The organism is Celeribacter sp. HF31 (genome assembly GCF_011806455.1).
In the GTDB taxonomy this organism is placed as follows: domain Bacteria; phylum Pseudomonadota; class Alphaproteobacteria; order Rhodobacterales; family Rhodobacteraceae; genus Celeribacter.
In genome coordinates, this window is the sequence record NZ_JAATOT010000005.1 from 29,913 (window position 1) to 48,966 (window position 19,054).

Annotated in this window: 18 protein-coding genes, 1 tRNA gene and 1 pseudogene; 9 read left to right on the top strand and 11 right to left on the bottom strand. The window is 60.5% G+C overall.

What is annotated here, in order from left to right:
* Positions 1–15: 15 nt before the first annotated feature.
* From HCZ23_RS11690 to HCZ23_RS11700, 3 genes are all read right to left on the bottom strand, one after another.
* On the bottom strand, positions 16–435 hold the full coding sequence (locus tag HCZ23_RS11690) for a GtrA family protein (protein ID WP_368487349.1): 420 nt from the start codon (positions 433–435) through the stop codon (positions 16–18).
* Positions 432–1,856, bottom strand: coding sequence for a UbiA family prenyltransferase (locus HCZ23_RS11695; RefSeq protein ID WP_167601920.1), 1,425 nt, complete (start codon positions 1,854–1,856; stop codon positions 432–434). Before HCZ23_RS11695 ends, HCZ23_RS11690 begins: the two co-directional genes overlap by 4 nt.
* Before the next feature lie 263 nt (positions 1,857–2,119).
* On the bottom strand, positions 2,120–2,980 hold the full coding sequence (locus tag HCZ23_RS11700; RefSeq protein ID WP_167601921.1) for a DMT family transporter: 861 nt from the start codon (positions 2,978–2,980) through the stop codon (positions 2,120–2,122).
* 142 nt (positions 2,981–3,122) lie between these two features.
* Here HCZ23_RS11700 and HCZ23_RS11705 point away from each other — a divergent pair, with 142 nt between their 5' ends.
* The 3 genes from HCZ23_RS11705 to HCZ23_RS11715 all read left to right on the top strand — a co-directional run bounded on the left by HCZ23_RS11705 (position 3,123) and on the right by HCZ23_RS11715 (position 5,483).
* Positions 3,123–4,508, top strand: coding sequence for a PLP-dependent aminotransferase family protein (locus tag HCZ23_RS11705; RefSeq protein ID WP_254870263.1), 1,386 nt, complete (start codon positions 3,123–3,125; stop codon positions 4,506–4,508).
* A 224-nt stretch (positions 4,509–4,732) separates the two neighbouring features.
* Positions 4,733–4,912 (top strand): hypothetical protein, encoded by a 180-nt coding sequence (locus HCZ23_RS11710; protein WP_217703186.1) that lies wholly within the window; start codon positions 4,733–4,735, stop codon positions 4,910–4,912.
* A 241-nt stretch (positions 4,913–5,153) separates the two neighbouring features.
* Entirely contained in the window at positions 5,154–5,483 is a 330-nt protein-coding gene (locus HCZ23_RS11715) for a hypothetical protein (RefSeq protein WP_167601923.1), read from the top strand.
* A gap of 146 nt (positions 5,484–5,629) precedes the next feature.
* Here the strand turns inward: HCZ23_RS11715 and HCZ23_RS11720 are convergent.
* Positions 5,630–5,703: transfer RNA gene (locus HCZ23_RS11720), tRNA-Cys, on the bottom strand.
* A 147-nt stretch (positions 5,704–5,850) separates the two neighbouring features.
* On the opposite strand from HCZ23_RS11720, the gene HCZ23_RS11725 reads away from it, so the two are divergent.
* From HCZ23_RS11725 to HCZ23_RS11735, 3 genes are all read left to right on the top strand, one after another.
* The gene (locus HCZ23_RS11725; protein ID WP_167601924.1) at positions 5,851–6,504 is read left to right on the top strand and encodes a protein-L-isoaspartate O-methyltransferase; all 654 of its coding nucleotides are present in this window, start codon (positions 5,851–5,853) and stop codon (positions 6,502–6,504) included.
* Between the two features lie 64 nt (positions 6,505–6,568).
* Entirely contained in the window at positions 6,569–7,960 is a 1,392-nt protein-coding gene (locus tag HCZ23_RS11730) for a TolC family outer membrane protein (protein ID WP_167601925.1), read from the top strand.
* 138 nt (positions 7,961–8,098) lie between these two features.
* A complete protein-coding gene (locus tag HCZ23_RS11735; RefSeq protein WP_167601926.1) occupies positions 8,099–9,232 on the top strand; it encodes a hypothetical protein in 1,134 nt (377 codons plus the stop codon).
* Between the two features lie 48 nt (positions 9,233–9,280).
* On the opposite strand, the gene HCZ23_RS11740 is transcribed toward HCZ23_RS11735, so the two are convergent.
* From HCZ23_RS11740 to HCZ23_RS11750, 3 genes are all read right to left on the bottom strand, one after another.
* Positions 9,281–10,741, bottom strand: coding sequence for a cobyric acid synthase (locus HCZ23_RS11740; RefSeq protein ID WP_167601927.1), 1,461 nt, complete (start codon positions 10,739–10,741; stop codon positions 9,281–9,283).
* 55 nt (positions 10,742–10,796) lie between these two features.
* Positions 10,797–11,288: a cupin domain-containing protein gene (locus HCZ23_RS11745; RefSeq protein ID WP_217703187.1), complete on the bottom strand. Its 492-nt coding sequence runs from the start codon at positions 11,286–11,288 to the stop codon at positions 10,797–10,799.
* Positions 11,289–11,380: 92 nt separating this feature from the next.
* On the bottom strand, positions 11,381–11,701 hold the full coding sequence (locus tag HCZ23_RS11750) for a DUF6280 family protein (RefSeq protein ID WP_167601928.1): 321 nt from the start codon (positions 11,699–11,701) through the stop codon (positions 11,381–11,383).
* Between the two features lie 272 nt (positions 11,702–11,973).
* On the opposite strand from HCZ23_RS11750, the gene efp reads away from it, so the two are divergent.
* Positions 11,974–12,537, top strand: coding sequence for an elongation factor P (gene efp, locus HCZ23_RS11755; protein WP_167601929.1), 564 nt, complete (start codon positions 11,974–11,976; stop codon positions 12,535–12,537).
* 73 nt (positions 12,538–12,610) lie between these two features.
* Here efp and HCZ23_RS11760 read toward each other — a convergent pair whose 3' ends face one another.
* A complete protein-coding gene (locus tag HCZ23_RS11760) occupies positions 12,611–13,456 on the bottom strand; it encodes a 3-keto-5-aminohexanoate cleavage protein (protein WP_167601930.1) in 846 nt (281 codons plus the stop codon).
* A 114-nt stretch (positions 13,457–13,570) separates the two neighbouring features.
* Positions 13,571–14,305, bottom strand: a complete 735-nt coding sequence (locus HCZ23_RS11765) for a folate-binding protein YgfZ (RefSeq protein ID WP_167601931.1) — start codon at positions 14,303–14,305, stop codon at positions 13,571–13,573.
* Positions 14,306–14,384: 79 nt separating this feature from the next.
* Here HCZ23_RS11765 and HCZ23_RS11770 point away from each other — a divergent pair, with 79 nt between their 5' ends.
* Positions 14,385–15,071 carry a TIGR04283 family arsenosugar biosynthesis glycosyltransferase gene (locus HCZ23_RS11770; protein WP_167601932.1) on the top strand — a complete coding sequence of 229 codons (687 nt, stop codon included), beginning with the start codon at positions 14,385–14,387 and terminating at the stop codon, positions 15,069–15,071.
* Between the two features lie 241 nt (positions 15,072–15,312).
* On the opposite strand, the pseudogene HCZ23_RS11775 reads toward HCZ23_RS11770, so the two are convergent.
* Together HCZ23_RS11775 and HCZ23_RS11780 are read right to left on the bottom strand one after the other, a co-directional pair.
* Positions 15,313–16,896: pseudogene (locus HCZ23_RS11775) on the bottom strand (ABC transporter ATP-binding protein); the annotation flags it as partial.
* Positions 16,893–17,591 carry a tyrosine-protein phosphatase gene (locus HCZ23_RS11780; RefSeq protein ID WP_167601933.1) on the bottom strand — a complete coding sequence of 233 codons (699 nt, stop codon included), beginning with the start codon at positions 17,589–17,591 and terminating at the stop codon, positions 16,893–16,895. The pseudogene HCZ23_RS11775 and the gene HCZ23_RS11780, both read right to left, overlap by 4 nt.
* A gap of 159 nt (positions 17,592–17,750) precedes the next feature.
* Between HCZ23_RS11780 and HCZ23_RS11785 the strand changes: the two genes are divergently transcribed.
* Positions 17,751–18,950, top strand: coding sequence for an alanine--glyoxylate aminotransferase family protein (locus tag HCZ23_RS11785; protein WP_167601934.1), 1,200 nt, complete (start codon positions 17,751–17,753; stop codon positions 18,948–18,950).
* Positions 18,951–19,054: the final 104 nt, after the last annotated feature.

A 19,054-nucleotide genomic window follows, 5' to 3' on the forward strand; every position in this document is an offset into this window, starting at 1 on the left:
AAGAGAAAGTCGAGTCTACCCCTGAGTGATTTGAAAGACGAAGCGGCGATCCAGATGGAATTTCACGACATATCCGATGCCAAGGCCCAGGATCGCACCGATTTCGCGCGCCATTGTACTGTGCCAGATCGCCCAGGCGCCGGCTTCCATGCCCCAGAAAATGGCCGTGGTGATCAGTCCCATCGCCGTATAGAGCCCGAATTTGCGGCCATGAGCCCGCGCGCCGGTTTCCAGGTCGAAAAAAATCCAACGCTTGTCGAGCAGGTATTTCACCACAAGCCCGATGCCGGTGCCGAAGATCATCGCCACAAACAACCCCTTGGGCCAAACCCCCAAAACCATGCGTTGCGCACCGAGATTGGCAAGTGTCGCCAGAATGGCAAAGCCCGCATAGCGCAGCACCAGCGCAGAGGTCGACAGGTGGGGCGACGTCACAGCGAAGTGCCCGCAAATCCGGCGCCGAGAATGAGCGCGAAACAGATCAGGCTGACCCGGTCCTTGGCGGCGTAGAGCACCGGATCGTCGTTCATTTTGCCACGATGCGTTGTCATCACCATGCGGCTCAGCCAATACAAAAGCACCAGACAGGCGCCCCAGAGATAGCCCGGCTGACTATAGAGCTGCGCGATTTGCGGCGAGCTGATGTAGAGCGCCATGACCAGTACGGAGACATAGCCGGAGGCGAGCGCCATCATGGTCACGATCGGCACGTCATCGACATGGTAGCCGCGCCCATGGGCTTTGAGCTTGCCGGATTTGAGGCCGTCCACCAGCTCCGCCTGACGTTTGACGGCCGCGAGCGAGAAAAAGAAGAAAATCGAAAAGGCCAGAAGCCAGACCGACATCGGGATCGCGGAACTGGTGCCCCCCGCGAGAATGCGAATGGTGTACAGCCCGGCCAGTGCAAAGATGTCGACCACAAGCTGGCGTTTGAGACGCAGCGAATAGGCCATGGTCAGGACATAGTAGGCCACCATCACCTCGAGAAACGGCAGGCCGAGCCAGATCGCCGGGATCAGCCCCGCGAGCAAAAGCGAGACGGCCATGACCGTGCCCCGTGCGATGGGAATCGTCCCCGCCGCAAAGGGGCGCAAGCGTTTGCGCGGATGTGCCCGATCGCCCTTCAGATCCAGCAAGTCATTGAGAACATAGACCGAAGACGCGATCAGACTGAAGGAGACAAAGGCGACGAGCGCTCTGAAAAAGACCATCGCGCTCAGGTCATGCGCGGCCAGCATCGGAAAGAAAATCAGGATGTTTTTCAGCCATTGATGCGGGCGGATGGCCTTGAAATAGGGGGTCAAATCCCGCGCGGGGCGGTCAATGTGCTCGATGGGACCGTCGCAGGTCACCTTGGATTTCAGCTCTGGCTTGGCGTTGACGGTGATCGCGCCGCCCGCCACGGCCCAGATCGCCAAATCCGCCTCGTGATCGCCCATATAGGTGAACCCGCCCGTGCCGTAGTGTGAAACCAGCGTTTCGGCCTTGGCCGGGCCTTTGAGGTTTGCGGTGCCATCCGAACCGATCACATCATCGAACAGGCCGAGATGAGCGGCGATCTGATCGGCAAGCGCCTGATCCGTCGCCGTCACCAACGCGGTGCGCCCGCCGTTTGCCCGCCAGTCTTTCAACCGCGTCAGAACGCGCTCGTCATAGGGCAGGGTGGTGACATCGACATTGGAATTTTGCGCCAAAAGCCGTTTGAGCGCGGCCTTGCCTTTGGGCAGGGTGGCGGCGGCCCGAAATGGCAATTTCCAATCGCCCGCAAAGCCGGACCAGAAACTCTCATACAACATATCGGAACGGAGCAAGGTGCCGTCGAGATCGACGATGAGGGTTTGAGAGTCCTGTTTCAAAACAATTTTCCGATCAGCCACACCACGTGGCCAGAGACTGCAAGCGGCACGTAAGGGTGTCAATGGCCAAGCAGGGAACCGCGCGCATTGACGATGCGGCTGTGGCCTTCACGCCCGCGCGTCACCGTCCGAAATCTTCCGGGGAGCGCGCGGGGGTGGTTCGGCACATTTGCATCACATGGGAGGCGTCGGTCCGAGTGCCAAAACTGCTGATCCGGAGCAACCAGAGAAGAAGATGAAACATTGTTTTTGGTCTCGCTTTATCAGGCAAATCGTTTCGCGCCTGCGACGCAAAACACGGTGAACACGGTGCAGGCGACCATCTGCCAGGCGATGGGTTCGCCCAGCAGGAGCGCGGCCAGCAAAAGGCCGAAGAAGGGCTGCAAAAGCTGCAATTGTCCGACCTGCGAAATGCCGCCAAGTGCCAGGCCGCGATACCAGAACACGAAGCCGAGCATCATACTGAACAGGGCGACATAGCCGAGGCTGATCCAGGCCGGGGTGGAGACCGTGCCGAATGTTGCGGGCCAGGTGATCAGGCTGAGCCCGGCCATCACCGGAAGCGCAATCAAAAGCGCCCAGGAGATCACTTGCCACCCTCCCAGGCGGCGCGACAGGCTTGCACCTTCGGCATAACCGAGACCGCAGATGGCAATCGCGGCCAGCATCAAGAGATCGCCGCGCAGTGAACCGCCCTCGCTCTGCGTCAGGGCAAATCCCGACACGGTCGCCGCGCCTAAAAGCGAAAAGACCCAGAAGGCGGGTTTGGGCCGTTCGCCTCCCCTGATCACGCCGAAGATCGCCGTGGCCAAGGGCAAGAGGCCGATAAAGACGATGGAACGCGCCGCCGTGATGGATTGCAACGCCAGCGCCGTCAAAAGCGGAAAACCGATGACGACGCCCAGAGCGACGAGCCCGAGGGGCATCAGGTCGCGGCTTGCGGGGCGGCTTTGGCGCAGGGCCAAAAGGCACAAGAGCCCCAAAAGAGCGGCGATCACCGCGCGCGCGGAGGTCAGGAACAGCGGTGTGAAATCACTCACAGCCACGCGTGTTGCGGGCAGGGAGCCGCTGAAAATGAGAACGCCCAGGAAGCCGCTGCCCCAGCCTGTCAGTTTGTGATCCATTTGTGTGTCGTCGATCTTTTTCGTGATTTTCTTCTGGGTATGCGCCGGAGGCCGATGTAGACAGAGACAATCCCATACAATTCCACAGAACTGTATGGGAGCCATGAGCGATACAGTTGCACGAAGCAGGCGGAGGCTTGGAATGGCAGGCACGAAAACGGATCATCTGATGCAGGTTCTGCGCGACAGGATTGCCACGCGTGCGCTGGGGCCGGGGGATCGCATGCCCTCGATCCGACGTTTTGCCGGTCAGATGAATGTGTCGCCTTCGACCGTGGTCGAGGCCTATGACCGCCTTGCCGCCGAGGGGGTGATCAGCGCCAAACGCGGCTCCGGGTTTTATGTGTCGAACAGCAACCTGCCGCCGATGAAGCTGACGCAGGCGCGTTCGCCACAGGCGCGCAATGTCGATCCGTTCTGGGTGTCGCGCCAGTCGCTCGATGCGCGCCCCGGTGCGCTCCAACCGGGCTGCGGCTGGTTGCCGGAGGACTGGATGCCTCAGGAGGCCCTGCGCAAGGGGCTGCGCGCGGTGGCAAAAAGCGAGGCGGCGATCCTGACCAATTACGCCTCGGCGCGCGGGTCTATGGTGTTGCGGCGCAGCTTGCTTGGGCGGTTCTCAGAGGAAACGCTGAACGCCTCGCCGGAGCAGCTCATGCTGACGGCCTCGGCCTCTCAGGCGATGGACCTGATCTGCCGCCTGCTGCTGCGGCCCGGCGATACGGTGCTGGTCGACGATCCGGGGTATTTCAATTTTCGGGCGCTGTTGCGTGCCCATCAGGTCAACATCATTGGTATGCCCTACACGCCGCAGGGGCCGGATCTGGCGGCGTTCGAAGCCGCATTGGCGCAGGCGCCACGGCTCTACCTGACCAATTCCGCATTGCACAATCCGACGGGCGCCACGATGTCGCCGCAGGTGGCACATCAGCTTTTGACTCTGGCCGCCGCGCATGAGTTGACCATCGTCGAGGACGACACATTCGTCGATCTCGAACCGGAGCCCTCGCCCCGGCTGGCGGTGCTCGATGGGCTCAATCGGGTGCTCAGGATTGGCGGATTTTCCAAGACGCTTTCGGCCTCGGTGCGCTGCGGCTATATCGCCGGGCGGGCCGATTGGATCGAGGCGCTGGTCGACCTTCAGGTGGCAACGAGTTTTGGTGGGCCAAGCCCGGTGGCGACCGAGTTGCTGGCCCATGTGCTGACCGGCGGCATGTATCGGAAACACCTCGCTGAACTGCATCGCCGTCTGGCGGGCGCGCGCAAATCGGTTGTCGCACAGCTTGCGCCTTTGGGAATTACGCCTTGGGTTCTGCCGCGCGGGGGATTCTATCTCTGGTGCCGCTTCCCCGAAGGCTGTGACACGGGCGAGATCGCGCAACGAGCGATGGCGGAGAATGTGGTGCTGGCCCCCGGCAATGTGTTCAGCCCCTCGCAAACAGCGGCGGGTTTCATGCGGTTCAACGTCACGCAAATGCGCGATCCGCGGGTCTATGAGGTACTCGAGCGCGCCATGTCTGAACAAGCGTGATGCTGTTGTGCCGAGGGACGCGGAAGTAATTTCAACGGAGTGTCCGGCGCAAATCTGATCATCACGCAGGGTGCGGTGAGGGGCAGGCCTGAACTTTCAATCGTCAAGGGATATGTCGCCGGCCGGTTGCTAGTTCTTTCATCGCCGTGATTCCCGGGTGGCGCAGTTTGTAAAATGAATATTTTAAAATGAGCGACCTAGAATGGGAGTCACTTGGAAGACCCATGGCGAGCACACAAGAATTCAATGAAGCAGACGCCTTAACGGCCGCGATGCACGCGTTTCGCAAATACGGCTACGCAGGCGTCTCGATCAAAACGCTGGAGGCCGAGACCGGACTGTCCTCTGGCAGCATTCCCCCAAGCAGTTCGACTATTGCGGAACGGTTGTCACGAGGTTCCTGAACTGGGCTGAGGACAACGGTAAGATCAGCCGCCACTTCTGCCACAAGTTGCCAAAGGTCTATGAGGCGGATCGGGCCGAGATTGTCTGGACACCCGCCGACGTTGATCTCTTTTGCCAAGCTGCCCCCGAATACGCTCGCCGCATACTGATTTGTGCCTGTGAAACGGGGTTACGCCCCGGCGATCTGGCGGGCTCAACCGTGGGCACATTCACGAGACGCGACATGGTCGAAGGTTGCGCGTGCGTACGAACAAGCGCAGCAAGATCGCGACAATTCCAGTATCCCAAAAGCTCGCAGCATTGTTGGATGCGACGCCAAGTGACCGCATGCTGATCCTCGTGGGGGACAAGGGGCAAAAGCTTGATGCGGGGAGCGCTTCAAAAGCGGTGAGCCGATCGCGCAACCGTATCCCAGAACTGGCGCCCGAGACCAAGGGTTTCGATCTTCGGCTCTACGACGCGCGTGGGACGACGGCAACGCGGCTGCTGGAGGCGGGGCTGGGGCTGAACGATATCGCGTCATACATGGGCTGGAGCATCCGCTACGCCAGCCAAGTCATTGAGCATTAAGCGGTGATTTCCGAAGACGAAACTGACCGTGTGAAGCGGGCGCTGGAAGCTGCCCAGAAGGCAAAAAATGGAACAAAACTGTAAACCGACCTGTAAACGGTCGCACTCTCAAGGACGCTATGATGACGCAAGTGCTTGAAAGTAAATGGAGGCGAGTACCGGAATCGAACCGGTGTACACGGATTTGCAATCCGCTGCGTCACCACTCCGCCAACTCGCCTGAATGGTGAGCCGCTGTCTATACCATGCTTGAAACCTGTGCAAGCCGCCTTTTGCCAGTTTCCGCAAGTGCATTGATATGTTGCCCCTGCCGGGGGCTTATGGCAAAACGACCCAAGAGATGCCCATGAACGAAAGAGTTCAGCCTATGCCAGATTTCACCCAGCTCCGCACCACTATGGTCGACACGCAGGTTCGCCCCTCCGATGTGACCAAGTTCCCGATCATCGAAGCCATGCTGACCGTGCCGCGCGAAAATTTCGTGCCGAATGACAAACGCGCAGGCGCCTATGTCGGTGAACATGTCGATCTCGGCAACAGCCGTGTCGTGCTTGATCCGCGGGTTCTGGCGAAGATGCTCGATGTGCTGAATATCGAAAACGATGAGCTGGTGCTCGATCTGGGTTGTGGCATGGGCTACTCCTCTGCCGTCATCGCGCGCATGGCGCAGGCGGTGGTTGCGGTTGAGGAAGATGAGACGCTGGCCAAAGAGGCCGCGAGCGCTCTGACCGCCAACGGATCGGACAATGTCATCCTTGAGACCGGGCCGATTGCCCAAGGTGCTGCGCAGCACGGTCCCTACGATGTTGTGATCCTGCAAGGCGGGGTTGAAGAAATGCCTGATGAAATTCTGTCGCAGGTGAAGGAAAAAGGTCGCATCTGTGCTATTTTCCTAGACGGAGCCCTTGGCATCGTGCGTATAGGGTACAAGATAGATGGCGACATTACATGGCGCATGGCGTTTAATGCCACTGCGCCGGTACTGCCGGGTTTTGTAAAACGTGCGCAATTCGCGCTATAAGATGCGAACGTAGGATCGGCCGGGACGGCCCCGGCGTTCGAGATAACGAAGGGGCATGAGGCCAATGAGCAAGAGCAAAACAATCAGGAATGCGCTGTATGCCGGTGTGGCAGCGCTTGGCATGGGCGCGGTGCCGATGGCATCTTGGGCGGAAACGCTTGGGGATGCTCTGGCGTCGGCTTATAAGAATTCGGGACTTCTGGACCAGAACCGCGCCACCCTGCGCGCGGCGGACGAGGGGGTGGCCTCTGCGCTGTCCGATCTGCGTCCGTCTTTGACGTATAACTATCAGGTCGGCAAAAAACGCGGTTTCGAAACACGCGATGTCTGGTCGGACTGGAGTGACACGCTTTCCTTCATTGCCTCGATGGACATCTACACCTTCGGCCGCAACAAGCTTTCGGTTGATTTGCAAAAAGAGGTCGTGCTGGCGACGCGGGCCTCTTTGGTCAATGTTGAACAGGCCGTTTTGGCCTCTGCCGTCGACGCCTATATGAGCGTGCGCGAAGCCCAAGCCCTGGTCAATCTGCGCCAGAACGCTGTGCGTTTGAACCAACAGAACCTTCGCGCTGCGCAAGACCGGTTCGATGTCGGTGAAATCACCCGCACAGAAGTGGCGCAATTCGAGGCGCAGCTGGCCTCCGTGCGCGCCGATCTGGCCTCTGCGCAGGGCACTCTTTCCGCCGCGCGCGAGACCTACAAGGTCGCCGTGGGGCATTACCCGACGAAGCTGTCGACCCCGCCCAATATCAAATTGCCGGTGCCGTCGCTGGAGGCCGCTGTCTCCACCGCGCGTCAAAGACATCCGGGCATTATTGCCTTGCAACACCAGGCCGCCGCTCAGGACATCGCCGTCGATATCGCCGAGCGCAATATGTTCCCGACCGTGTCCGGCACCGTGACCCAGAGCTATTCCGACAATTTCGACAATGACACCACCTCGATCGGTCTCGGCGTCTCAGGCACGATCTATTCCGGTGGGGCTGTGGCCTCCGGCGTGCGGGGCGCGATTGCCAATCGCGATGCGGCGCGGGCCGAATTGCTGCAAACCACCCGCGAAGTGGAACAGGGCGTGCGCACCAACTGGGCTATGTTGTCTGTGTTCGCGGCCTCTGAAAGCGCGTCGAACTCCTATGTTCAGGCCCAGCGTGTCGCCTATGACGGCGTGCGCGAAGAGGCCGATCTGGGCGCTGCGACCACGCTCGATGTGCTGGATGCCGAACAGGACCTGCTCGATGCACAGGTCTCTGCCATCCAGGCCCGCATCGCGCGCGAAACGCAATCCTACGCGGTGTTGCAGTCTCTGGGCATGCTGACCGTCGAGCAATTGAAACTCAACGTTCCGGTCTACGACCCGGCGGCCTATTACAACGCCGTCAAAAACGCGCCGACCCGCTATGTCAGCCCGCAGGGGGAAAAGCTGGATCGTGTGCTCGAAGGTTTGATGAAAAAATAACAGCCGCAGTCTTCAGCTGGCTGAAAACACCCCCGCATGTCGGTTTTGCGACGTGCGGGGGTTTGCGTTTGAGAGCGGCTTCTATTGTATGTAAAGCGGAAGCTGGCTACCTTCAGAGGTAGTGTAAGGGGAGTCGGGATGTCTGATCCGATGACAAATCTTGATGCGGACGATGTCTTGGCCTCGATCCGCCGTTTGGTGGCAGAGACCCACAGTCATGGTGCTGAGCATAGTGCCGTGCAAGGCGCGGGGCAGGGGACTGCTCCGGCAAGCCCTGTGCAATCGATGCCGAGCATGGAACAGAAGCTCACCACATCCTCCGACGTGAAAGACACAGCCCCCGGGCCGGCTGCGCTGATTTTGACGCCTGATTTTCGGGTGGAAAAACCGACCGCCACGGACGCAAATACTGGCTCCGAAGAGCCCGCAGAGCCGCTCGTGCTGTCGATGGACCAGGCCGTGCATGTTCCTCAGGGGGAGGGCGAGCCGACACCGGGACCGGGCGTGGAAAGCCTGGTTGCCGAAGAGGTGCAATCCGCCGCCCGGCACCCGGCAGACCCTGCGCCTGCGACAGAGGATTGGAGCGCCGAGCTGGACGACACGCCCGATGAGGTCGCAGCGGCCCATGTCGCGCGCCTGTCGCTTGAACAGCGCATTGCCGAGCTGGAAGCCGCGGTCGGTGCGCAAAGAGTTGAATGGGAGCCCGACGGCTCAGAGGACCTTGAGGCAGAAATCCCGCGTGAAATGCCGCGCGCCTTTACGGAACCGGGCGCGCGCGTGTTGCGTTTCGGCCCGGTGGAGACCGTGCCGTTCGAACCCCGTGCGGATGAGACGCCGTCCGAGGACGAGACTGATGACGCCTATGATGCTGACGGAGCTGCGATGACACAGGCTGAAGACCGGGCTAATGACGAGATGAATGAGATCGCCGATGCCGAGGTGATCGAGGAAGCCGCTTTTCAGCCTGCGCATGAGGCGGTTGAGGACACTTCAGTCGAGGCTGCAACGGATATCGAAGACGCTGAGATCGCAGAGGATGAAACGCCCGCGCAAGGTGTCGCGCCCGATCCCGATCCGAGCCTTGAAGAAGAGCTCGCTTTGGCGGGCTACGCCGATGAGGACATCCTCGACGAGGAAGCGCTGCGTGATTTGATCGCTCAGGTGATTCGTGAAGAATTGCAGGGCGAGCTGGGCCAGCGCATCACCCGCAACGTCCGCCGTCTGGTGCGGCGTGAGGTGCAGCGTGCCTTGACGCTGCGCGAGTTTGAGTGATCAAAGCGTCACGCCTTTAACCTGACAGACTGCTTTCGGCGGACCGCGTTAGCTCGCTTTGATCTCTTCGGCCAGGGCGTGAATCCGGTCGAGGTCCAGATGGGCCTCGATGTGATCGGCCAGCGCATCCAGCGTCTGCTCCACCGTGGCGTCGAAATTCATCCCGGTCTCTACTGCGCCAAACCGCGCCAGATAGGCGGCGCGAAACGCATCCGCTGTGAACAGCCCGTGCAAATAGCATCCCATCACTCGCCTGTCCTCTGATGCAGCACCTTCCGGGCGCCCGTCGACTGTCAGCCAAGCGCGGGCCATATCGGGACCTCTTGTGCGCCCGATGTGGATTTCATAGGCGTGCACCTCATGGCCGCTGGCGTGATCGGAGGCCATGACCTCCGCCAGCCTTTTGTCGCCGCCCATCGTGGTCTCGACATTCAAAAGCCCAAGCCCCGGATGGCGCCCTTTCGGCCCTTCGATGCCGTCCGGGTCGTCGATCCATTGGCCAAGCATCTGATAGCCGCCACAAATTCCCAAAACATGGCCACCGCGTCGGACATGGGCGTGCAGGTCGATGTCCCAGCCCTGCGTCCGGAAAAATGCCAGATCGCCCAGCGTCGATTTCGTACCGGGGAGCAGCAAAAGATCGGCGTCGCCGGGCAGGGGCTGGCCCGGATCCACGATCTGCACAGTGACATCGGGTTCAGCGGCGAGCGGGTCGAGGTCGTCGAAATTCGCAATGCGCGAGAGTTTCGGCACGGCGATTTTGATCCGGCCGTTGCCGCGGGAGCTGATCTCCATCACATCTTCGGCGGGCAGGCGATGGGCCTCGGGAAACCACGGCAGAGTGCCAAGATCGGCCCAGCCGGTGCGCTGGGCGATGTCTTTCGAGCCTTCTTCGAACAGCTTCGGATCGCCGCGAAATTTATTGACCGCAAAGCCCCGGATGCGGGCGCGATCCTCTGGTGAGAGCACGGTGTGAGAGCCAACGAGCTGTGCGATCACGCCGCCCCGGTCGATGTCGCCAACCAAGATGACGGGCACATCGGCGGCTTCGGCAAAGCCCATATTGGCGATGTCGCCCCGACGCAGATTGGTCTCCGCCGGGCTGCCCGCGCCTTCGATCACCACGAGATCGGCGGCGGCGGCGAGGCGGTGGAAGCTTTCCAGCGCCTTGGGCATGAGATTGGGCTTTTCCTGACCGTAATCGCGCGCCTTGAGGGTGCCCATGCGTTTGCCCTGCACCACGACCTGCGCACCGCTCTCGCTTTCGGGTTTCAACAGCACCGGGTTCATGTCGGAATGTGGCGACAGGCCACAGGCCCGCGCCTGAAGCGCTTGGGCGCGGCCGATCTCACCGCCATCGGTCGTCACGGCGGCGTTATTCGACATGTTTTGCGGCTTGAAGGGCGCGACTTTGAACCCGCGGCGCGTGAAGGCCCGGCACAGCCCCGCCACCAACATGGATTTACCCACGTTGGAGCCGGTGCCCTGGATCATGATCGCCTTGGCCATCTGCCTCTCCCTTTTGAGCGCATGAGTATTTGAGCTGCCATGAAGAGGGAAGGGGTTAATCCTCGCCGGGGCCACGGCGGCGGATGTCGGGGTAGGGGGTGCCGTCGAGGTGGAAATAGAAATTGTCCTGCGCCGTGTCGGCCATGAGATCGAAGCCGGGGTAGAAGGCGCGTTCGCCCTCTTTGCGGGAGCCGACTTCCAACACGACCACATCGCTGTCCGTGTCGTTGCGCAGGCAATGGCCGACCTCCTCGCCCGCTTTGAAGCCCGCGCAATCGCCTGGCGACAGGCGTTCTTCGGTTTCGCCATAGACCAGTGTTGGGTGGCCCGCGACGATATAGACAAACTCGTCTTCCTGTTCGTGCCAATGGGGCAAGGCCGAGGCACAGCCGGGCGGAAGAGTGGTCAGGTTGACGCCGAATTGTGTAAGCCCGGCCTGATCTCCAAGCGCGCGTTTGATGCGGTCGCGGGTGCCAATGTGATGCGGCGTCGGGTAGAGGGTGCCGATTTTGGGAGTGATCGCGGCGATATCGATTTTCTTGCTCATGGGACTCTCCTTTGAAGGACAGCATGCGCGCAAAAGAAAAGACGCGCCAGCAGCTTGGCGCGTCTTGTTCAAAACATCGGCAATTGCGTATTTTACGCGGCCTCTGCAGCCTCTTGGGCGTGACGACGTTCGCTTTCCTCGCGCGACAGCGCGACGGAGGTCCGAATGCCTTTGGAGACGAATTCCATCAGACCGGAGACGACGCGTTCACACGGGTCGATGCCGGCACAGGACAGAACTTCGCGGCCATCACGAGACCGCGCCCAACGGGCGATCTGTTCCGGGCCATTGCCATATTTTTTATCATCGGCGATCGCATCATCGAGCGCAGCCAAGACGACGGCCGCAAAAAGTTTGCGGGAGCGTTGTCCTTGCTCGTAATTGAAAGCGGTGCCATCCACGAACTCAGCCATGAGTTATCCTTGTATTATTGCTCTTGTCTTTCTGGCGTGCGGGCCCTTATGGCAGGTTTGTAACGATTCGGATACAACGCAAATGCATACCTAGGTTGCGCTGTGTGCATATCCGTTTGCGCGAACATCCTACCCTGACCCGCCGAGACAAAGCGGTACTCCATACTCTTGAGCGCCCGAAAGGCGCACATGCCGTGAGCCTTGTCAGCCAGCGACTGGCCAGATATAGGATGCGCTGAGATATCTTCAACCAAACGCCACGGTTTAGTGACATGCCCAAAATCAACGGTAACGAAATCCGCCCCGGCAATGTGCTGGAACATGACGGGGGCCTTTGGGCCGCTGTGAAAGTCGACCACGTGAAGCCCGGCAAGGGCGGCGCCTTTGCTCAGGTCGAACTGAAAAACCTCCGCGACGGGCGCAAGCTCAACGAGCGCTTCCGCTCTGCGGACAAGGTCGAGCGCGTGCGTCTTGAGCAAAAAGACATGCAGTTCCTCTATGAGAGCGACGGTCTTTTGAACATCATGGACACCGAGACCTACGAACAGGTCACGATCCCGGCCGACATTCTGGGCGAGCGCCGTCCGTTCCTTCAGGACGGTATGACCATCGTCGTGGAATTCTACGAAGAAGAGGCGCTGAACGCGACCTTGCCGCAGAAAGTCGTCTGCAAGATCGTCGAGACCGAGCCGGTCGTCAAAGGTCAGACCGCTGCGAACTCCTTCAAACCCGCGACGCTCGACAACGGCGTGCGCGTCATGGTGCCGCCTTTCGTGGGCACCGATGAGGACATCGTGGTGAACACCGAGACCATGGAATATTCGGAGCGCGCGTAACGCTCGGCCCATTCGCTAAAAGTAAAAAGCCGCTCTTTTCGGGCGGCTTTTTTTCGTTTCCAGAAGGCGAGATTTATCCCGCCCGCAGGCCAAGAATTTTGCGCGCCTGTGCAGGTGTCGCGATGGGGCGGTTGTGGCGCTGGGCGGCCAGAACCGCGAGTTCCACCAAGGCGGCATTCGAGGGCGCCAAGGTGGTTTTGTCGAGGCGGATGTTGTCCTCAAGCCCGGTGCGCAGATGACCACCGGCGGCTGCGGCCCATTCGTTGACTTCGAGCTGATGCCGCCCGATGCCCGCCGCGCACCACGGAATATCCGCGCCGAACAGCTCATGCACCGTGTCGACATAAATGTCGAACACGCGTTTCACCGCAGGCATGGCGTTTTTCACCCCCATGACGAATTGCACATAGGGCCGCGCGCCGATTTGAGCGTGTTCCATCATGTCGTGGGCTTTGTAGATATGCGACAGATCGAAGGCCTCGATCTCCGGTTTGACGCCGTAGAGTTTCATCTCGGAGGCCAGCCAATCGACGAGATCCGGCGGATTCTCATAGACGCGGGTCGGAAAATTGTTCGAGCCCACGGACAGCGAGGCCATCGGCGGACGCAGGGACAACATGCACCCCCGCGTCTTGCCCGCGCCCGAACGCCCACCGGTCGAAAGCTGAACGATCATGCCGGGGCAATGGGTTTGGATCCCTTCCATCAGGCGTCGAAAGCGTTCCGGATCAGAGATCGGTTTGCCTTCGTCGTCACGGACATGACAATGGGCAATTGAAGCCCCCGCCTCATAGGCTTCATGGGTGCTCTCGATCTGTTCGTCGATGGTGATCGGCACGGCCGGATTGTCGGCCTTGGTCGGCAATGAGCCGGTGATCGCCACACAAATAATACAGGGTTTGCCCGCGACATCGCTCATGGTCGCCTTTTCCTTTCAATCGGACTGCCGTTACGGCGTACAAATTGCCTCCCGTAGGCGGGCCCATCATGGCGTCACCTGTGCGGATTGAACAGAAAAGAGTTTGCGATTTTGTTAAAGCGTGATGAGCGCGTCACCGGCCTTGAGGGGACCCTTGGCGCGATCAAAGCGAAGATAGGCAATGGCGCGCCCGCCGGATTGGGTAAAAAGCGCACCTGCGGTTTTGCCGTCCTCGGTCATAATCTCGGTGCCGACAGGTGCCGCGCCGTCGATTTCAACGGTTTTCAACCCTTTGCGCAGCTCGGTCTTATGATGCATCCGGGCGGTGACTTCCTGGCCGACATAACAGCCTTTCTTGAAATTGACGCCGTTCAGATGCGCGAAACCTGCTTCCAAGATGAAGGTGTCCGGTGTGAGCTCGACACCGAATTCCGGCACACAATGGGCCACGCGGATCGCATCCCAATCGACGTCCTCCGAGGGACGTCCATCATAGGCGCGCCAGCCCATCTCAAACGTGCGGGGGTCTTGGAAAGCGCCTTCGGGCGCCTCGCCCAGGCCCCGAGACACCCCACGATCAGTGGGTGTCAGTGTGACTTTCGAGCGCAATTTATACATGGTGAGCCGCTTCATCAGGCTCTCTTCCTCAGAGGCCGGGATGTCCATCAACACCACATCGCCTTCAGGGACGAGGAAGAAATCGACGAGGAATTTGCCCTGCGGCGTCAAAAGCGCGGCATAGACGGCGCCGGTCACGAGGCCTTTGACATCATTGGTGATCAGCCCTTGCAGGAAGTGCAACCGGTCCTCGCCCGAGACTTCGATCACTTTGCGCGCGTGGTCAGTCATGTGAACCCTTTCCCCTTTTGTTGCCCTTCATATAGGAAGGGGAGAAGCCAAGAGAAGCTGCAAACCTGTTGAGGGGCCTATGCGCGCACCGATTTCTGTCATTATCCCGACGCTGAACGCGACGCCAAAGCTGCGGGAGACGATGCTGTCCCTGATGGAGGGGCTGGATGCCGGGCTGGTGCGTGAGTTGATCCTGACGGATGGCGGCTCCACCGATGGGGTGGAGAAAATGGCGGATTTCGTTGGCGCCGAACTGGTGAACGGTGCGCCCGGACGTGGCGCACAGCTCAAGCGTGGAGCCGAGGCGGCCCAAGGCGATTGGTTGCTGTTTCTCCATGCCGACACTTGGATGCCGGAGGGCTGGGCCGAGGCGACCGTGCAGCATCTCGCGAAATCCTATGATCGCGCGCTGGTCTACCGGCTGTCGTTTCGCGACGCCCAAGGCATGGGACCGAAAGTCACCGCAGGCTGGGCCAACCTGCGCACGAAACTGTTCGATCTGCCCTATGGCGATCAGGCGCTGTTGATCTCGCGTGAGCTCTACGACGAGATCGGCGGTTTTGCCGAGCTGCCCCTGATGGAAGACGTCGACATCGCCCGCCGCCTCAAAGGCAGGATCGAACTCAGTCCTTTGTGCGTCCAAACAGACCCATCACGTTACCAAACATCCGGCTGGTGGCGGCAAGGAGCCCGGAACCTTTGGCGTCTTCTGCGCTATCGGTGCGGGGCCGCCCCAGAGCGCCTCGCACGGGGCTACCGTCCATAACAGTGCGCCCGTCGGCGTATTGCAGACGATAGAGATCGGCATAAAGCCCGCCACGCGCGAGCAATTCGTCGTGCGTACCCTCGTCCACCACGCGGCCCTTGTCCATCACAACGATCTTGTCCGCGTTACGAATGGTCGAGAGACGATGCGCGATCACCAAAGTGGTGCGGCCTTTCGACAGCTCTTCGAGCGCGTTCTGCACGATCTTCTCGGATTGCGCATCCAGCGCCGAAGTGGCCTCGTCCAAAAGCAACACCGGCCGGTCGCGCAACACGGCGCGGGCGATGGCGACACGCTGACGCTGGCCGCCCGACAGACCCGATCCGCGCGGGCCGACAGGGGTATCGAGGCCCTGATCCAGACGGCTGGCGAAGTCCTCGACATGGGCGGCTTTGAGCGCGGCAGTGAGCTTGGCCGCGTTGGCCTCGCTGCCCATGAGCACATTATCCCGCAGGCTTTCGTCGAACAAAAGCGCATCCTGCGACACCACAGAATAGAGCCCGCGCAAGTCTGTCAGGTCCAGTTTCGTGGTCGGGACGCCGCCAATGCTGATCTGACCTTTGACCGGGTCCGCGAGGCGGGTCATCAGGTGAAACAGTGTTGATTTGCCGGCGCCGGACGCACCGACAAGCGCGGTGGTCTTGCCCGCCTGCGCCGTAAACGTCGTGCCGCGCAGCACCGGCGAGTCGGCATAGGCGAATTCGACATTCTCAAACCGAATGTCCGCGGCCGTTGGTTTGACGGGCAGGGCGATAGGTTTGGCGGGGCTGGTGATGCCCGGGCGCTCGGCAAAGATGGCATAAAGCCGTTCGAGCGAGGCCCGTGCGGCCTGCCAGGCGCCCGACACGTTGCCGAGACGCCGCAAGGGTTCAAAGACCAAGGCCATGGCGGTGAAAAACGACATGAATTCGCCGACCGTCTTGGTGCCGTCGATGATCTGTTGCCCGCCGTAAAGCAGCACCCCGAAAAAGCCCATTCCCGCGACCAGATCCATCAGTGCGGGAATGCCCGCCTGACCGGCGTCGGATTTGATCTGGGCGCCGACGAGATGGGACATTTCATCTTCGAACCGGCTGGCTTCGCGGCGCTCGGTGCCTGAAAGTTTGATCGTGGTGGCGCCATGGAAAATCTCGTCCAGACGGGTGGAGACACGGGCAGAGGCCTCGCGCGCGCGCCGTGTTGTGCGTCGCACGAGGTTTTGCAGCACAGTGATCGGCACCGCCAACAAGGGCGCGCCCGCAACGGCAATCAACGTCCAGCGCCAATCGGCCGCGATGGCCACAGCCAGAAGCGAGATCAGCGAAATCAAATCGCGGGCGGCGACGGACAGGACCGTGCTCCAGATCGTGGCGGCGGCGGTGCTGTCGCCGCGGGTGCGTTCGATCAAGGTGCCCGGTGGGTTGTCCTGAAAGAACCGCCCGTCGAGGGTCAGCATATGGCCGACGAGATCGCCCTGAATCTTGGCCGAGATTTGCTGGCCGATCCGTGACATCAGAACCCGTTGCCCGAAAGAGGCGAGCGCGCGGAAGGAAAACACACCAAAGACCGCAAGCGCGACCCAGGTGAGCGCGTCGGATTGACCCGCGACCAGCACCTTGTCGAACATCGGTTTGATCAGATAGGACAGCGCGCCCAGCATCGCGCCTTCGATCGCCATCAGGATCAGCGCGAGAAGGATAAAACCCAGATGCGCCTTGAGATAATCGCGCCAGAGCCAGCGGATCAGAACCCGCGACTCCGTTTCCGGGATGTGCTGCAACCCGCGCCTTTTGGTGGGCGTGTCGCTGGACGATTCGCGCGCGGGGAGAGGCGTTTTCTCTGTCATGGGAAGGACCGCAACGTTTTGAACGTGCGGGCTTTTTCCTGGTCGTAGCGGGTCAGGAACCACTCGCGGATCGGGATCGGGCCGTTTGTCTCCACGTCTTTTTCATAGAGGCGCAGGATGTAATCGAGAATGCCGGTTTTCGTGCTTTTGAGATGCATGAACCGCCAGGACAGCATTTTCTTGGCATCCTGGATCGACGCGCCTTCGTAATGCAAAAGATAGAGTGCGGATGCCAGCCCGGCGCGATCCGCCCCCGATTTGCAATGGATCAGAAAGGGTTTTTCGAGCGAAGCCATGAGGTCGATCAACTCGACATATTCCGCCCCGCTGAGCGCCCCGCGTGCGGCCGCCTTGTTCGTGGTCACAAGCGTAATGCCATGCTTTTCGCAGGCTTGTCGTTCCAACAGGTTAAAGGACACATCCCGTGTGCCTCTGAGCGACAGGATCGTCTTGATCCCCATCTCGGCATAAAGTGCGATCCGTTTCGGAGAGGGTTGGTTCGACCGCCAGACGCCTGGCGCGATCTCATAGAGATTGGTCCAAAGCCCGCGCAGGAACGCATGATCGAACAGGTGGAAATGCCACATCGCCAGGCGCCGGGTGCGCGGGGTCGAGACGTCATTGCCGAACTGGCCGACCTCAGCGCGTTCAAGCCTCTTGAACCCTTTTTTCAGCGTCTTGAACATCTGGTCCATTCCCAAGAAAGATCGCGTCTCTTTAGCCGTCTTTGCGCATCGGAGCAAGCGAGGCAGGTCAGGTGACATCTGTGCAAGGCCGATGTGCCATCAGATGCAATTGACGTAGACGCGATGCGGCGTTAGTCGAAAGAGCTTCACAGATTTTCGAGGGTTCTCATGTCGCTTGCCAACGGTCGTCATTATCTTGCCATTCCGGGTCCCTCCGTGATCCCCGATCCCGTGTTGCAGGCGATGCATCGCCCCGCGCCGAACATCTACACCGGCGAATTGGTCGAGCTGACCCACGGTCTGATCCCCGATCTCAAGACCATTGCCGGGACCTCTGGCGATGTGGCGCTTTATATCACCAATGGTCATGGCCTTTGGGAAGCCTCTCTCACCAACATGATCTCGCGCGGGGACAAGGTTCTGGTCTGTGTGACCGGCAATTTTGGCCACGGCTGGGCCGATGTTGCGGCGCGTCTGGGCGCCAATGTGGAAATTCTCGACTTCGGCAAACAGGCCCCGGTTGATCCGGCCCGCCTCGAAGCGGCTTTGAAGGCTGACACCGCACATGAGATCAAAGTGGTGCTCGCCACCCATGTCGACACAGCCACCTCTGTGCGCAACGACATCGCGTCGATCCGCAAGGCCATCGACGCCGCCGGGCACCCTGCGGTTTTCGGGGTCGATTCCATTGCGTCCCTCGGCTGTGACCGGTTCGAAATGGACGCCTGGGGTGTCGATGTGATGATTGCCGCCTCGCAAAAGGGGCTGATGACGCCTCCGGGCATGGGCTTTGTCTGGTTCTCGGAAAAGGCCCGTCAGGAGGGGATGGGCAATGATCTGCGCACGCCCTACTGGGACTGGGAAACGCGTGCCAAGCCGGTGCATCTATACGAATATTTCGATGGCACGCCGCCGACGCATCATCTCTATGGCCTGCGTCAGGCGGTTTCGATGATCCTGGACGAAGGTCTGGAAAACGTCTGGGCCCGGCACGAAACGCTGGCGCGGGCCTATTGGGCCGCCTTTGATGCATGGGGCCAGGGCGGCGCTTTGCGTCTCAACATTGCCGATCCCGCCTATCGCTCGCATGCGGTGTCGACGCTCAGCCTCGGCGCCGGGGACGGCACGCGGCTGCGCACATGGTTGACCGAGCATCTGGGCATCACCTTGGGGATTTCCCTGGGCTTTGGTGGCATCGGGTCGCCCGAGGCTGACGGCTATTTCCGCATCGGTCACATGGGCCACATCAACGCGCATATGGTGCTGGGCATCATTGGGGCGATGGAAACAGGGTTTACGGCGCTGGATATTCCGCATGGCGAAGGCGGCTCTGTCGCAGCGGCCAAGCTCTTGGCCAGCCGAGTGTAATGAGGTGGCCTTCGGGCCCCTTTTTCTTCTCGTGTGACCTGCCCTTCCAGCATGTGAGGCGCAGGGCTTCGACCTCTCTCCCATGCGTTAACCTTAATCAGATT